Annotated in this window: 12 protein-coding genes; 2 read left to right on the top strand and 10 right to left on the bottom strand. The window is 66.8% G+C overall.

The window, feature by feature from the left end:
* Positions 1-31: 31 nt before the first annotated feature.
* The 6 genes from D9V32_RS16530 to D9V32_RS14785 all read right to left on the bottom strand — a co-directional run bounded on the left by D9V32_RS16530 (position 32) and on the right by D9V32_RS14785 (position 7319).
* Complete coding sequence (locus tag D9V32_RS16530; RefSeq protein WP_245982352.1) at positions 32-3652, bottom strand: efflux RND transporter permease subunit; 3621 nt, start codon at positions 3650-3652, stop codon at positions 32-34.
* Positions 3653-3819: 167 nt separating this feature from the next.
* Positions 3820-5244 (bottom strand): MocR-like transcription factor YczR, encoded by a 1425-nt coding sequence (gene yczR / locus D9V32_RS14805; protein ID WP_121649692.1) that lies wholly within the window; start codon positions 5242-5244, stop codon positions 3820-3822.
* A gap of 29 nt (positions 5245-5273) precedes the next feature.
* On the bottom strand, positions 5274-5918 hold the full coding sequence (locus tag D9V32_RS14800) for a hypothetical protein (RefSeq protein ID WP_121649691.1): 645 nt from the start codon (positions 5916-5918) through the stop codon (positions 5274-5276).
* Positions 5915-6430 (bottom strand): RNA polymerase sigma factor, encoded by a 516-nt coding sequence (locus D9V32_RS14795; RefSeq protein WP_121649690.1) that lies wholly within the window; start codon positions 6428-6430, stop codon positions 5915-5917. The genes D9V32_RS14800 and D9V32_RS14795 overlap by 4 nt, the downstream gene beginning before the upstream one ends.
* An 83-nt stretch (positions 6431-6513) precedes the next feature.
* Positions 6514-6891, bottom strand: a complete 378-nt coding sequence (gene crcB, locus D9V32_RS14790; protein WP_121649689.1) for a fluoride efflux transporter CrcB — start codon at positions 6889-6891, stop codon at positions 6514-6516.
* Positions 6888-7319, bottom strand: coding sequence for a fluoride efflux transporter FluC (locus D9V32_RS14785; RefSeq protein WP_121649688.1), 432 nt, complete (start codon positions 7317-7319; stop codon positions 6888-6890). The genes crcB and D9V32_RS14785 overlap by 4 nt, the downstream gene beginning before the upstream one ends.
* A 219-nt stretch (positions 7320-7538) precedes the next feature.
* Here D9V32_RS14785 and D9V32_RS14780 point away from each other — a divergent pair, with 219 nt between their 5' ends.
* Complete coding sequence (locus D9V32_RS14780; RefSeq protein ID WP_121649687.1) at positions 7539-7730, top strand: DUF3073 domain-containing protein; 192 nt, start codon at positions 7539-7541, stop codon at positions 7728-7730.
* A 92-nt stretch (positions 7731-7822) separates the two neighbouring features.
* The gene (locus tag D9V32_RS14775) at positions 7823-8350 is read left to right on the top strand and encodes a GNAT family N-acetyltransferase (RefSeq protein WP_183086342.1); all 528 of its coding nucleotides are present in this window, start codon (positions 7823-7825) and stop codon (positions 8348-8350) included.
* Between the two features lie 91 nt (positions 8351-8441).
* Here the strand turns inward: D9V32_RS14775 and purF are convergent, their stop codons facing one another.
* The 4 genes from purF to D9V32_RS16595 form a co-directional block, all read right to left on the bottom strand.
* A complete protein-coding gene (purF, locus tag D9V32_RS14770; protein ID WP_121649686.1) occupies positions 8442-9896 on the bottom strand; it encodes an amidophosphoribosyltransferase in 1455 nt (484 codons plus the stop codon).
* 36 nt (positions 9897-9932) lie between these two features.
* Positions 9933-11042, bottom strand: coding sequence for a phosphoribosylformylglycinamidine cyclo-ligase (purM, locus tag D9V32_RS14765; RefSeq protein ID WP_121649685.1), 1110 nt, complete (start codon positions 11040-11042; stop codon positions 9933-9935).
* Positions 11039-11422 carry a hypothetical protein gene (locus tag D9V32_RS14760; RefSeq protein ID WP_121649684.1) on the bottom strand — a complete coding sequence of 128 codons (384 nt, stop codon included), beginning with the start codon at positions 11420-11422 and terminating at the stop codon, positions 11039-11041. The genes purM and D9V32_RS14760 overlap by 4 nt, the downstream gene beginning before the upstream one ends.
* A gap of 106 nt (positions 11423-11528) precedes the next feature.
* Positions 11529-15761 carry an HtaA domain-containing protein gene (locus tag D9V32_RS16595; RefSeq protein ID WP_121649683.1) on the bottom strand — a complete coding sequence of 1411 codons (4233 nt, stop codon included), beginning with the start codon at positions 15759-15761 and terminating at the stop codon, positions 11529-11531.
* Between the last annotated feature and the right edge of the window lie 98 nt (positions 15762-15859).

Below are 15859 nucleotides of genomic sequence, written 5' to 3'. Positions count from 1 at the left end.
TGACGCGACCCGGGGCTGAGCGGTGTTCGAGCTAGCTCGCGGCGGCGGCCTTCGCCTCGCGCTTGGCCACGCGACGCTCCTTCGCACCCTCCACCAGGTTGTAGAGGCTCGGCAGCACGATCAGTGTCAGTACCGTCGAGGACAGCAGACCACCGATCACCACGATCGCGAGCGGCTGCGAGATGAAGCCACCGTGACCGGTGATACCCAGGGCCATCGGGATCAGCGCGAAGATGGTCGCCAGGGCGGTCATCAGGATGGGGCGCAGACGTCTCGCGGCACCGTGCTTGACGGCCTCGGGAACGGTGAGCCCGCGCTCGCGGTACTGGTTGACGAGGTCGATCATCACGATCGCGTTGGTCACCACGATACCCACCAGCATCAGCACACCGATCAGCGAGGGCACACCCAGCGGGACGCCGGTGGCCACCTGCAGGCCGATCGCACCGGTGGCCGCGAACGGTACCGATACGAGCAGCAGCAGCGGCTGACGCAGCGAGCGGAACGTGGCCACCATCACGATGTACACGATCAGGATCGCGGCGAGCATCGCCAGGCCCAGCTGGGCAAACGCGGTGCTCTGGTCGGAGGCCACACCACCGATCGAGGCGGTGACGCCATCGGCCAGCTTAGTGTCCTTCAGCAGCTCGGTCACCTTGGCGCTGAGCCCGCCGATGTCCTCACCTGCGGGGGTGATGTTGACCGAGGCCGAACGCTCGCCACGGATCGTGGTGATCGTTGCCGGGCCATCCACCACGGACACGGTGGCCAGGGCGTCGAGGCGCTGCGGGCCGCCCAGGGTCGGGATGATGAGGCCCTGCACCTCGGCGAGGGTCTGCGGCGGGTTCGCACTCGCGAGGTAGATCTTCACCGTGGTTTCATCCAGGGCGATCTGACCGATCTGGCCCGGACGCATGGCCTGCGCCACGATGCTGCCCAGGGCAACCTCGGAGAGGCCCACCTTGGCGGCCGCATCGCGATCAGCCTTCACCTGGATGAACGGACGCGCCTCGGAGATGGTGTCATCCACCTCGGCGGCACCCTCGAGCTTCGCGGCCTTATCGTGCAGGGTCTTGGTGGCCTCGGCGAGAGCCTTGGCGCTGGAGGCCTGCACGTCGATCTTGATCACGTTCGAGGCGCCGAAGCCCGAGCTCGCGGCGAGCTTGAGCGTGCCCACGTCCTTGAGGCGGTCGAGTTCCTTGCGCACGGTGTCCTGCAGGGCGTCCTGGTCGGCACTCGCATCGGTGGTGATGGAGTAGCTGATGCTGCCCGATCCGCCGCCGGAGAAGGCGTCGCTCAGGGCGCTTCCGCTCGATCCGATCGACACCTGAACGGTCTCGATCCCCTTGATTTCGCGCAGCTTCTTTTCGACCGTGGAGGCCGCGGTGTCCTGCGCCTGAAGGCTCGCGCCCTGTTCCAGGGTCTGCGAGATGTTCAGGGTGTTCTGGCCCGAGGAGCCAAGGAAGCTGAGCTTCATCAGCGGTGCCAGGGCACCGGTGCCCACGAGCACGAGCAGTGCCAGCAGCAGCGTCGTGACCGAGTGCTTGACCGTCCAGGAGATGATCGGCAGGTAGCCGCGCTGCAGCCAGCTCGGGTTGTCCAGCTCATCGACCTCGACGCTCTCGCCGGCGGCGGCCCGACGGGCGCGACGGCTGCGCGGGGCACCCGGCACCACGGCGATTGCGCCGGTTTCGGGCTCCGCCTCGGTGCTCGCCTCGGTGTGCGCTTCGGAATCGAGCTTCGCGGTGGTGAGGGGCTGCTCGGGCTCGACGTGCACGGCATCGGGGGCGGTGTGCGCGGCGGCCGTTTCGGGCTTGGCGGCAACGCTCTCAGCCGTCGTGCTCTCGGCCGTCACGCTCTCAGCAGTCACGGCTTCGGCTGTGATGGTCTCGACTGTCTCACTCGCAGCGGCCGCAGTTTCAGCTGCCAGGTTCTCTGCTGCCAGGTTCTCCGCAACCACATTCTCGGCAGAAACGCTCTCCGCAGATGCGCCCTCCGCAGATGCGTTTTCCTCGGTGCTTGCCACCGCAGCGGCCGCGGCCGAAACCGGCTGCGCCTCGATCGCCAGCGGTGCCACGACGGGTACCGAAACGGCCGGCTCCGCGGCCACGGCCTTCTTCTCAGCCTTCGCCTTCTTCGCGGGCTTGTCCTTCTTCACGCGGAGGAACCAGAACGCGAGCACCGGCACGATGGTCAGCGCGACCAGCAGCGAGGCAGCCAGCGCGATGGTCACCGTCAGCGCGAACGGACGGAACAGCTCGCCGGTCATGTCGCCGACGAATGCGAGCGGCAGGAACACGGCCACGGTCGTGATGGTCGAGGCGGTAATCGCCCCGGCAACCTCACGCACGGCCACGCCGATCGCACCGAGGCGCGCGGCCGGGGTCTGATCCGGGCTCAGCTGCAGGTGTCGCTTGATGTTTTCGATGACCACGATCGAGTCGTCCACCACGCGGCCAATCGCGATGGTGAGGGCACCCAGGGTCAGGATGTTCAGGGTGTAGCCGCTGGCCTGCAACCCGATGAAGGTGATCAGCACCGAGGTCGGGATCGAGATCGCGGTGACCAGGGTGGCCCGCACGTCCATCAGGAAGAGCAGGATCACCAGCACGGCGAACACAAGGCCCAACAGGCCCTCGGTGGCCAGGGATTCGATCGACTGCTCGATGTAGGGGGCCTGGTCGAAGACCACCGAGAGTGTGACGCCCGCGCCGAGCTTCTTTTCCACCTCGGGCAGCAGGTTGCGCACGGCCTGGGAGACCGCGACGGTGTTGGCATCGGGGGTCTTGGTGACGGCGATGGTGACCGCGGGCTTGCCGTCAACCCGCGAGATCGAAGTCTGCGGATCCTCGCCGAGTTCTACCTTGGCGACCGATCCGATCGTGGGCACGGTTTCCTCGGGGGTCGGAGTGCTGCGCACGAGCGGCAGCGACTTGATGTCGTCGACGCTGCCCAGCTGGGTGCCCGCCTGCACCGAATAGGTCTTGGCGTTTTCGGTGAGCTCACCGGCGGGAAGCAGCACGCCGTTCTGCTTCAGGGTGTCCGAGATGGCACCGGTGGACAGCCCCTGTGCGGTAAGGGCGGCCACGTCCGGGGTGATCGTGATGCGCTGGGTCGGGGCACCCACGAGGGAGGCGTCGCGCACACCCTCGACGTTGCCAATATCCGGCACCGCTTCGTTGCGGAGCGCGTCGGCCAGCTCGTTGATGCTGGACTTGCCCGTGGCGGCGATCTGAATGACCGGGAGGTCATCGATGCTCGCCGAGATCACCTGCGGGTCGGTGTTGTCCGGCAGGGTCGACTTGATCCGGTTGATCGCCTGAGAGATCTTCTGCTCGGCCGTGGCCAGGTCCGTGCCGTACTTGAACGTCGCCGTGACCAGCGACGAGTTCGTGGACGACGTGGTCGCCGTGGACTCGAGGCCCGGGACCCCCTGGATCGCCGTTTCGATCGGCGTTGAGAGGTCGTTGTTCACCACCTCGGGTGCGGCACCGGGGTAAACGGTGAAGACCACCAGCTGCGGGAACTGCACGCTCGGTGCGAGCTCCTGCTTGAGGCTGGTCATCGCGAGGCCACCAAAGAGGGCCACCACCACGGTGATCAGGGCGATCAGCGCCCGGTTTTTCAGACTGAGGACGGCCAGCTTGTGCACGGTACTCCCTGGGTATCGGTAGGGGCACCCGGTTACCGGCGTGGCGTTGGTATACCCCGGGCTTCATTCTCGCATGATTCCGCGCAAATGCCGGGCTCCACGTCGTCGAAAGCAATACGACCGTATTGGTATGCGCAAGACCGGTCGAGTGCGCGATGATCGGTCGGCTACGCGCGCCCGGCGATGGGCGCGTCGGGCTCGGGGGTCGCGCGGAGTTCCCGCCAACTCTCGACGAGGGCTGCGAGGGCCGTTTCGGTCACCTCGCTCGGACCGGTGATCGGGATCCGCAGGAAGCGTTCAAACGCGCCATCCGCACCAAACCTCGGCCCGGCGGAGAGCAGCAGGCCGTGCTGTCGCGCGGTCAGGGTGAGGCGGGAACTGACGGCCGCACCGAGCCCGACCCACAGCGCCAGCCCTCCGTGCACGTGCGGGATGCTCCACTCGGGCACCCGGTTCGAGAGGTAGGCGACGGTGGTGTCGCGGGTTGCGCGCAGCTGCCGGCCGCGCAGTTCCAGAATCTGCGGCATCTCGCGGAAGGCCTCCAGCACGGTGAGCTGCTCAAGGATCGAGGTTCCCAGGTCGCTGCGCGATCGGGTGGCCACGAGGCGGGTGATCGTGGAGGCCTCAGCACGGATCCAACCGAGCCGGATTCCCGCCCACAGGGTCTTGCCCACCGTTCCGACAGTGATGATCTCCGCACCCGAGCGGTTATCCACCGCGAACGGGCGCACGGGCTCGGGGCGATCGATGTTGAGATCCGCGGTCGTTTCGTCGATCAGTAGCACGGTGCCCTGCCGGGCGGCCGCGCGACACAGGCGCTCGCGCAGCTCACGCGGCATCGAGGCCCCGGTGGGGTTGTGGAAGTCCGGCATCAGGTAGGCCAGTGCCGGGCTCGTGCGCTCCATCGTGGTGATCAGCTCATCGGCATCCCAGCCGTTTTCGGCGGTCACCGGCACCGCGACCACCCGGGCACCGAGCGCGCGCATCGTGTCGTGGGCGTGCGGATAGCTGGGGTGTTCGATGAGCGCGCGATCGCCGCGGGCGAGGAACAGCCGGGTGACCAGGCCGATCGCGTGCTGAGCGCCAAGGGTGACCATGATCTGGTCCGGATGGGTGGGCAGCCCGAGCGCGCTGTACCGCGCGGCGATGGCCGCGCGGAGCTCGGGCAGCCCGACCGGATCGGAGTCGGCATCGAGATAGCGGGGCAGCGCCTCGGCAGCGGCGCGGGCGGCATCCGGAAGCTGCGGGGCGGCCGGGAGGGACGCCCGGGCCAAATCGAGGAGCACGGGGCGACCGCCGGGTTCGCGGGCGAGGGTGGCCGGGTTGATCCGCGCAACGCTGCCCGAACCGCGCACCGACTGCACGACCCCGCGCTCACGGAGGTCGCGATACGCGGAGCTGATCGTGGCCCGGCTGAGATCCAGCCGTTCGGCCAGCTCGCGCTCGGCCGGGAGCCGGGTGCCCGAGGGGATGCGTCCGTCCAGGATGAGCAGGCGAATGCGATCGGCGAGGTTGCGATAGGTGATTCCCGGCCCGCGCCAGTCACCCAGCAGCACCACGAGTGTGCGGGCGGCGAGGGCGGGTTCGTTCATGCCCTCATCTTACGAGGCGGGTGCGCGCCCTAACGCAGGCCGAGTGCCGAGCGGGTCGTAGAATCCGGCCGAAGCGAGCCATCGAGGCTGGTACCTACGGCATCATCGGTGATCGGGAACGCCGCCTGCCCGGCCGGAGCGCTCAGCTGCCAACGCTCGCCATAAGGCACTATCGCCAGCAGATACCGTTGCCCGACCACGAGCTGTCGGGTTTCGGCGAGGGTGTCGCCCGGGACCGGGGATGAGGGGATCAGGATGGTTGCGCTGCCCGCACGCTCGTCGGTCGCGGCGCGAATGTTCACGGTGTAGGCGGTCATCGGGCCGCCCTGGGCGGTGGCCGGAGCGGATGACACCACCTCAGCGTCGATCATCGCCGTGCTCGCGGCCGCCAGCTCGGCGAAACCCGGGTAGTGCGGGGAGTCGCTCTGCGGTGGAGCAGACGGGCCGGAACCCACGGCGATGACCACCGCGGTGACCGTGGCCGCGGCGACCAGCGTCGCGGCGACGATCCCCGTTCGGCGCGTGCGGGTCCGCCGAGGTATCTCGCGGGTCACCGCAGCGGCACTACCGTCCACGTCGAATCCCGGCACAATCTCAGCGAGCTCGGGACGCGCGGGGAGTGCGGTGCCCGGGGGCACGGGGTTTGCCGCCCGCAGCAGGGTGGATGCCTTCATGATGTGCTCCCTCGTTCGATCGATTTGTAGCTCTCAGAAAAGCGTCGCCGTGCCCGATGCAGGCGCACCCACAGCGCGGCCGCGCTCACCCCGAGGATTCCGGCGATCTCGGCGGCGTCGAGGTCGTCCCAGTAGCGCAGGCGCAGAAGCTCACGATCGGCCTCGGCCAGGGAGTCCAGCGCACCGTATACCCCGTCAAAATCGGCCACGGCGGAGGTCAAATCACCCGGCTCGGCCAGGCGCGTGGCCAGCCGTCCGGATCGCTCACGCGAGCGATAGAGATCACCGATCGTGTTGCGGGCAGTAGCGAACAGCCAGGCTGATCCGGGCACCGTACGCTCGTGCAGGCCCCGTTCCCAGGCGCGGCGAAACGTCTCCGCGGTGAGATCGGCGGCGTCGGCGTGGTTGTCCACGCGGCGCAGCACGAAGCGGAACAGCCTCTCGTACTGGTCTTCGTAGAGCCTCGTGAACGCTTGGCGCTGAGCCGCGGTCACCACGGAATTCGGGTTCATACCCCTGAAGTTGTTCGGCACACCCGAAACCTTACATAACGCCGAAGTTTTTTCGCGCACCCCGATGGGGCCGATCAGCCGGGCTAGAGCAGCGAGCCGAGAGTAAAGCCGAGGGCCGCCAGCGCCACGCCCGCCGCGAGACTACCCAGAGAATTGGCCAGGGCACGGCCCGGCTGCCCCGCGCGGACCAGGCGCACGGTGTCCACGCTCGCGGTACTCAGGGTCGTATAGCCGCCGAGGAATCCAACGCCCAGCACGAGTCGGAACGCGTCGTCGAGGCCGAGCGATCCGATGCCGCCGGTGACGAGCCCCAGCGCGAACGCTCCGGTGAGGTTGACCACGAGGATGCCCCAGGGAAAGGCGCTGCCGAGGCGCGCGCGCACGCAATCGTCCACCCAGTAGCGCAGCGCCCCGCCCAGCCCGCCGGCGAGCACAACGAGCGCAAAAATTCCGGCACTCATGCGCGGCCCCGGCCGAACAGGCGCACGGAGGCGAGCATCCCGAGCCAGGCGGTGAAGACGCCGCCCAGCATCGAGATCAGCGCGTAGACGATCGCCTCGGGGACCCGGCCCAGGTGTAGGAGGGTCACGGTATCCATCGCGATCGCGCTGAAGGTCGTAAAGCCTCCGATCACCCCGGTGCCGATGAGGAGCCGAACGTCCCGCACCCGCGGGGTTTCCACCCCTCTAGCCGCCAGTCTCTCCCCCAGGAATCCGAGGGCAAAGGCACCCACTAGGTTGATCCCGATCGTCGTGTAGGCAATGTGATTCTGCGGCGGCCACACCTCACCCAGCAGCGCGCGCAGCGCAACGCCCACCAGGGCACCCAGCCCCACGAGCACGAACGTATACGCCGGTGGGTATGAACGTGCACGTTTGGTCGTGGTCACGGGGGCCCTTTCTCGTCGGAGAACCAGCTCGCGCGGTTTGACGGTGCGTCGAGCCGTGGAGGCTGGTATTTTGTGCGATGCGGCTTGCTCGCGGCACCTGATGGCCGAGTTTCGCTATACAGCATGCTACGATCAAGGTTAGTCTTTATCGTTCCCTGGTTGGTGAAACCATCGGGCGGGTAACCCCGTTCGACAAACTGATTCGTGAGGGGGTCTCGCATGGGGCGCGGCCGTCAAAAGGCAAAGCACACCAAGATCGCTCGTGAGCTGAAATCATTCAGTCCCGAGGTCAATTACGATGCGCTCGAGCGCGAGCTCACCGGGCATGGTCCCGGTGATCACTACGACGCCGAAATCGCTAAGTGGGCAGAGTATGCCGACGATTACGAGGGCGAGAGTAAACACGCCTAGCGTGTCTCTCCACCCTGCCTGTGAGGGCCCCAGCCGCGTGCGGCCGGGGCCCTCACTGCGTTAGTCCGCACCCGCTGCTATGCTCGGGGGCAATGACACAGCAGATTTCACCCAGCACTTTTTCTACAGCACGCCTCGATGCGGAGCCGCTCACCCCGGATCACGCCACCGAGGCGTTTGACGTCTTGAACAGCATCGAACTGCATCGCTACATCGGCGGCGAACCTCTGACTCACGAGGCCCTCACTGCACGCTATGCGCGCCTCTCTGCGGGCTCCCCCGCCGATGTCTCGGATGTCTGGGCCAACTGGCTCCTGCGGGAGCGCGTGAGCGGCCACCTGATCGGTACTGTGCAGGCCACAATTTCCGTAGATCAGGGCTCCGCGGCGATCGCCTGGGTGGTGGGCGTTGAGTTCCAGCGCCGCGGGTTTGCGAGCGAGGCCGCCCGCGGGCTCGTGGAGTGGCTGAGCACGCACGGTATCGCCCGTCTTGAGGCCTACATTCATCCGGAAAACCTCGGCTCGAACGGCGTTGCGCAGGCCCTGGGCCTTGAGCGCACCGGTCTCTTTGAGGACGGCGAGGAGATCTGGCGCTCCCCCGGGTTCACCGCCGCCGCGTAGTTCCCGAAGGCCTCGTCACACAGAGCGGTGCGCCGCCCGAAGCTCGGGCGTCGCACCGCTGTGTGTATGGCTGGGCCTAGGAGAGCTGGGCCTAGGAGAGCTGGTTCTGCTCGACCCAGGCGAGGTACTCCTCGGAGACGGTGCCGGTGACGTACTCGCCGGTGAAGCAGCTCATTTCGAGTTCGGTGACGTCCGATCCCTCGATGATCGCGCTCTGCATGTCCGCGACTTCCTGGTAGATCATGTGGTCGGCACCCAGGGCCTTTGCGATGTCCGGGATCTTGCGGCCGTGGGCCACCAGCTCGGCGCGCGAAGGCATGTTGATGCCGTACACGTGCGGGAAGCGCACGGGCGGGGCCGCCGAGGTGAAGGTCACCTTGTTGGCGCCGGCCTCACGGGCCATCTGCACGATCTGCTGCGAGGTTGTGCCGCGCACCACCGAGTCGTCCACAATCAGGATGTTCTTGCCGCGGAACTCGCTACCCATGGCGTTGAGCTTCTGACGCACGCTCTTCGAGCGCTGCTCCTGGCCGGGCATGATGAAGGTGCGACCGATGTAGCGGTTCTTGTAGAAGCCCTCGCGGTATTCGATGCCGAGCTTCTGCGAGACCTGCATTGCGGCGGGACGCGAGCTGTCCGGGATGGGCATGACCACGTCGATATCGCCCAGCGGCATGTGCTCGGCGATGGTGTCGGCGAGGCGGTTACCGAGGCGCAGGCGGGCGTCGTACACCGAGATACCGTTCATCACGGAGTCCGGACGGGCGAGGTACACGTACTCGAACGAGCAGGGCACGAGGCGCGGCTTGGTGGCGCACTGACGGATGTGCAGCTCGCCACTCGGGGTGATGAATACGGCCTCGCCGGGGGCGACATCGCGCACCAGCTGGTAGCCGGCGCTCTCGAGCACCAGGGACTCGGAGGCGACGATCCACTCGTCCTGGCCGGCACCCGGGCGACGTCCGAGAACGAGCGGACGGATACCGAACGGGTCGCGGAACGCGAGGAGACCGTGGCCGGCGATCATCGCGATGGCCGCATAGGAACCCTCGACGCGCTCGTGCACCTGCGAGACCGCGTTGAACACGGTGTCCGGGTCGAGATCGAGACCGCTGAGCGAGGCCTGCAGCTCGTTTGCCAGGACGTTGAGCAGCAGCTCGGTGTCGCTCGTGGAGTTCACATGGCGGCGATCGATATGGAACAGGTCGCGGGAGAGCTCACGGGTATTGGTGAGGTTTCCGTTGTGGACCAGGACGATGCCGTAGGGGGCGTTCACGTAGAACGGCTGGGCTTCCTGCTCGTTTCCGGCGCTTCCCGAGGTGGCGTAGCGCACGTGGCCGAGGCCAACGGTTCCGGAGAGTGAGCGCATGTTCCGGGTGCGGTACGCCTCGCGCACCTGCCCCTTCGACTTGTGCATGTGGAAGGTGGAGCCGTCTGCGGTGGCGATTCCGGTGGAATCCTGACCGCGGTGCTGCAGGAGCAGCAGGGCGTCATACACCTGCTGGTTGACGGGACTTGATGAGACGATGCCGACGATACCGCACATGGGTTTTAAAGGCTCTCTTCGAGGTGTGGGGGGGATCTAGTTTGCGTAGTTGCCGATGAGCCGCACGGCGCCGCCGTTCACGCCCTTGGCACCCTGTTCGAAACCGGTGAAGTCGCGAGCACTCGTGTGCACGGTTCCGACGCTCCAGGTGGGGATTCCGCCGGCGGTGAGCTCCGCGGACACCGCATCGGCTACCTCAGCGGACACAACCGCGAAGAATCCGATACCGAGGTTCCAGGTGCCCTCCGCGCTCTCCAGGCTGGTTCCGGCGATGTCGGACAGCACCCGGAAGACCGGGGCGGGCGACCAGGTGGAACGCTCCACCTCGACCCAGGAGCCGAGCGGCAGCACGCGAGCGAGGTTGGCGGCAATGCCGCCCCCGGTCACGTGCGAGAGGGAGTGAATGGCGCCGTCGAAGCGCTCGTTCTCGAGCAGGTTCAGCAGCGGGGTGGTGTAGAGCCGGGTGGGCTCCAGGAGTGCCTCACCGAAGCTGGCACCGAGCTCGGCGCTGTGATCGGTGTAGCCGATGCCCGCGCCGGCGAGGATGTGCCGGACGAGCGAAAAACCGTTGGAGTGGATACCGGAGGATTCGAGGGCCAGGACGACGTCGCCATCCTGTACGCGCTCGGCACCGAGCACGCGGTCTGCCTCAACGACGCCGCTCGCGGCACCGGCGACGTCATAGTCGTCAACGCCCAGCAGGCCGGGGTGTTCGGCGGTCTCGCCGCCCACCAGGGCGGTGCCGGTGGCAGAGCAGGCGCGAGCAATACCGGCGACGATGTCGGCGATGCGGGCGGGAACAACCTTGCCGCAGGCGATGTAGTCGGTCATGAAGAGCGGCTTTGCTCCCACAACCACGATGTCATCCACGACCATGCCCACGAGGTCCTGGCCGATGGTGTCGTGCTTGTCCAGCGCCTGAGCGATGGCGACCTTGGTGCCCACGCCGTCGGTGGAGGACGCGAGCAGCGGGCGGCGGTAGCCCAGCAGGGCGGACGCGTCGAACAGTCCGGCGAAGCCGCCAAAACCTCCCAGCACCTCCGGCCCGTGTGTGGCGGAAACCGCCTGTTTCATCAGCGAGACCGCGAGGTCTCCGGCGGCGGTATCCACGCCGGCGTCACGGTAGGAGGCGGAGGCAGAGGTCATTTTTGGTCGGTACCCTCGGTCGTTGTCGGAGCCACCGGCTCGTGGAGGTTTTCAGGCTCTTCCACGGGGTGCACGTATAGCTTATCCGCATCGATGACGTGTTCTTTGCGTCCAACGATACGATCCAAAATGATGGCCAAAATCCCAAAAATCGCGACGCCGAAAACAACGCAGACGAGGGCGAGGAATCCGAAGATCTGACCGGCGCTGTAGGTGTCGTTTTCCGGGAAGTTCACGGTGAGGAGCATCGCGGCGACGATTCCGACCACACCGCCGATGGCGATGAAGGTGACGTACTTCGGGGAGCGGCGCACCGTTACGGTGGTGCGGGTACGCTCCTCGCGGGGGAGGTCGGACTGGGGCTCCGGAGACTCGGTCATACCCCTATTGTCTCCCATCATTTCCTCCCCGCCCAATCGGGCCCGGAATGCACAAACGCCGCAGCCCAGACCCCGTGAGGGATCTGGGCTGCGGCGTGTGTGGCGGCTACTCGGCCGAGGTCGCTTCGGCCTCGGTCTTGCGGCGACGAACCACGATGATCGTGGTCGCGGCGACAATCAGAACCAGCAGCCCACCGGCACCCCAGAGGATCCAACCGTTGTCCGCCGGGGCGGGTTCGGTCGCGGTCTTCACCGGCTTGTCCGCGGCCGGCTTGGCCTCGGGCTTTGCCACGGGCGCGGCACCACAGTCGGCGGGCAGCGGGATGCTGAACGTGACGGGGTCGAGGGCCTCACCGGTCGGGTAGGTACCGAACGCTGCGGCACCCTCCGCGGTCAGCTTTGCGGGAATCTTCTCACCGGTGAGGGTGGTCTCGTTCCGGGTCAGGGGCGAAGCGCTCAGGTCGAGCTGGGCGAATCGGATCTGCTTCTGATCGATTGCCTGGCCGTCCTGGGTGGTGCCGTGAACATCCAGCAGCACGTAGGCGGTGGTGGCATCTACCAGCTCGATCTTGGGGTTCGAGATGGTGGTGTCCAGCACTCCGGCGTGACCGGTGAAGTGGACGGTACCGGGGAAGCTGACCAGGCCGCGCTGCTTTTCGGCGTCTACCGATCCGGTGCCGCCGGTGAAGGCGAACTCCGGATAGGTGAAGGTGGCGCCGTCGCCCGCGGTGTACTCACCGCGGGCGATGCCCTCGATGTAGTTCAGGAACGAGGCCTTGAAGCCCCAGTTCAGGGTGGCACCCGCTACCTCGCAGCGTTCGGCGGCAACCTGCGCGGCGATGGTGAAGACCACTCCGCGGTTGACCGAGCCCTGGAAGGTCAGCGTGTGCTCGCCGGCCTCGAGGGTGGTGGGCAGTGCGCCGGTCCAGGAGGCGGCACCGTTGGCGTCGGCCTCAACCGTGCCGAGCAGTACCGGGGTCGAGTACACGACCACGCGGATGTCCTTCTCACCCGGCTGGAAGCCGGTGGCGTGGACGGTTGCGCTCTCGCCGGCCAGGAGGTTGGCGAGGGTGGCGTCATCCAGGGTGATTCCGGTGGTGGCGGGTGCGGTGGCCGGGATCGGCTTCTTCACCGCCGCAACCGGGGAGGCACCGGTGGTGCCGGTGGTACCGGCCGGGGCCTTTGCGGGCACACCGATGGTGAAGCTCAGCGCATCCGCGTTGGAGTAGCGGCCCTGGAACAGCTCGTTACCGGCGGCGGTGATCTGAACCGGGACGCCGCTCCAGGTGGTGGCCTCACCGTTTTCGCTGCGGGTTCCCGCGGCGAGGTTGAGGTTTCCGAACACGATCCGATTCCCGTTGAGGGTCGTGGAGATCGTGGCGGTGGAGGGCGAGGTGATCGAGATGGTCGGGTTGGCGAGGGTGTAGTCGAGCACACCCCCGTGGCCCCAGAACCGTACCGATCCGGAGTAGCTGACGCTTCCCGTGCCGGTGGCCCGGTTGTAGTCGCTCACCGCGGACTGTCCGAACTGGAAGAGCCCGCCAGACTGGGTGGCGCCGCCGCCCACGAAGACGTTACCCGAGGCGATCGGGCCGCGGACGTAGTTCACGAACTGGTTCTTGACGGACCAGCGCAGCGAGCCACCGGGGACCGCGGGGGTCGTCGGCGTCGTGGGGGTGGTGCCCGGGTTGGTACCGGGGTCAGTGCCGGGGTCAGTGCCGGGGTCGGTGCCCGGGTTGCCGCCACCGGTTCCGGTGAGGATGCCGAGCGCGGCGAACGCGTCGAGCGAGCGGTCGGTCACGGAGAGGCCGTGGGCGGCCGAGGTGGCCACCTGGTACTGCTTCTTCGAGTCTAACTTTCCGGCCGGGATGGTCAGCTGAACGCTGAACTTTCCGTCCTTCAGCTGTGCGGCGGGCACCCACTCCTGGGCGAGCCAGCCGTCGGCGGGCAGTGCCGTACCGCCGGACCACACGCTCTTCTCACCGATCAGGACGTACACGCCGTTAGCGGCACCCTTACCGGTGTATCCCTCGCCGGTGACGGTGAAGGTGTTCTTCACGTTGCCGTCGATGCGGGAGTTCGGGGTGACGCTGATGCGGGCACCCTCGGTGGCGGGCTGGGCGATCTCGAGGTCCACAAACGCGTCGAGGCGACGGTCGGTGGCGGAGAGGCCGTGCGCGGCCGAGGAGACCACCTGGTACTGCTCCTTCGGATCGAAGGTGCCGCCCTCCACGGTGATCGTGATGTCGAACTTGCCGCCGGAGATGTCGCTGGGCTTGACCCACTCCTCGGCGAGCCAGCCTTCGGCGGGCAGGGCACCGTTTCCGGACCACAGCGACTTCTTACCGATCAGGACGTAGGCGCCCAGTGCGGCCTGCTCGCCGCTGAAGCCCGAACCCTGAATGCGGAAGGTGTTGGTGATGGCCGGTTCGATGTTCTTCACCGGGGTTACCGTGAGCTTCGCGGTCGAAACCGCGGGGCGCAGGGTGATGGGGGCGAAGGCGTCGAGGGAGCGGTTGGTCACCGACAGCTCGTGCGCGGCCGAGGTGGCGGCGGTGTAGCGCACGCCATCCTTGAAGTATCCGGCCGGAACGGTGACGTTCAGGCTGAATGCGCCGTTCTTGATGTCGGCGGGCTTGACCCACTTCTGTACGCGCCAGTCACCCACGAGCGGGCCGTTGCCCGACCAGAGCTTTGCGTCATCCAGCAGGACGTAGACGCCGTTGGCCGCACCGGCACCGGTGTATCCGGTACCCGAGATGGTGAAGGTGTTCTCCACGGTGGGGTCGATCGCGCGGTTCGGGGTGATCGTCAGCACCGGGGTGCCGGGGATCACCGGGAAGTCGATACCGAGCGGGATGACGCGGTCGAATGCCGGAGCGATGGGTGCGCTTCCGGTGCGGGCGGAAACCGCGACGCGGTAGTCCACACCGGACTGGAACGCGCCCTTCTTCACGCTGAGCTTGACCGCGAACTTACCGTCCTTGATGCCACCCGAGGTGAGGAAGACCGAGGCGGCCCAGCCGTCACCCTTCTCCGACATCTTGGTGCCGGGCTGCCACAGATCGTTCTCACCAATGCGGATTTCCAGACCGCTGATCTTGTCGTTCTTCGCGATGTCACCGAATCCGGTGCCCGTCACGGTGAACTCGTTGGCCTTGGCACCGTTGATCTTGGTGCTCGGGGTGACGGAGATCTGCGGAGCGTCAGCGGCGATCGGCTTGATGGCGATCGGGGCGGAGGCATCCAGGGTGCGGTTCGTAGCCGAGAGGCCGTGCGCCGCGGAGGAGAATACGGCGTACTCGGTGCCGGGGACGAAGGAACCGGCGGGGACGACGAGGGTGGTGTTGAAGGCACCATTGGTGATCTGAGCGGGCATGACCCAGCCCAGCTTCAGCCATCCATCGGCCGGCAGAGCATCGCCCGCCTTCCAGTTGTCCTTCGGACCAACGACCACGTAGGCACCGTCCACGGCACCCGGGCCGGTGTAACCGGTGCCCGAGATCTTGATCGTGTTCTCCACCGTTGAATCAACCGGGGTGGGGGACGTGATCGTGAGGTTCGGCTTGGTCGGATCGATCACGATCGGCTTGATCGTGATGGAAGCCGAGGCATCCAGGGTCCGGTCACTTCCGGACAGACCGTGAGCGGCGGAGGAGAACACCGCGTACTCGGTGCCCGGAACGAAGTTTCCCGCGGGGACCTTCAGCTCGGTGGAGAACGCGCCGTTCTTGATGTCGGCAGGCTTCACCCAGCCCTGCGCTAGCCAGCCGTCAGCGGGCAGCGCAGCGCCGGTCTTCCAGTTGTCCTTCTTACCGATCAGCACGTAGGCACCCATCGCCGCCCCCGGGCCGGTGTATCCGGTTCCGGTGATCGTGAAGTTGGCACCCACGGTGGAGTCCACGTTGGAGTTCGGCGTAATCGTCAGCACCGGCTTGGTCGGATCAACCACGATCGGCTTGATCGTGAGGGGAGCCGAGGCATCCATGCTGCGTTCCGTCGCAGACAACCCATGAGCCGCGGAGGAGAACACCGCGTACTCGGTGCCGGGGACAAACGTGCCCGCGGCAACGGTCAGCGTCGTGGTGAAAGCACCACCGGTGATCTGAGTGGGCATGACCCAACCCTGCTTCAGCCAGCCCTCGGCGGGCAGCGCATCGCCAGCCTTCCAGTTGTCCTTCGGGCCGACCAACACGTATGCACCATTTGCGGCACCCGGGCCGACGTATCCGGTACCCGAGATCTTGATCGTGTTCTCCACCGTCGAGTCGAGCGAGGAGTCGGAGGTGATCGTCAGTTTCGGACCGGCGGGCTCCACAACCACCGGCGCAAAACTCACCGGAGTAGCAGTCTCAAACCCAGAGAACTTCCCACTCGGATACGTGTAAATACCATAGTTACCCGCCAGAGCATCCGAGGCCTCATCAGCAGAAACCG

Source organism: Mycetocola tolaasinivorans, assembly GCF_003667565.1.
Lineage (GTDB): Bacteria > Actinomycetota > Actinomycetes > Actinomycetales > Microbacteriaceae > Mycetocola > Mycetocola tolaasinivorans.
The sequence above is the reverse complement of the archived record's forward strand: the minus strand, read 5'-3'. Positions and strand labels throughout refer to the sequence as shown.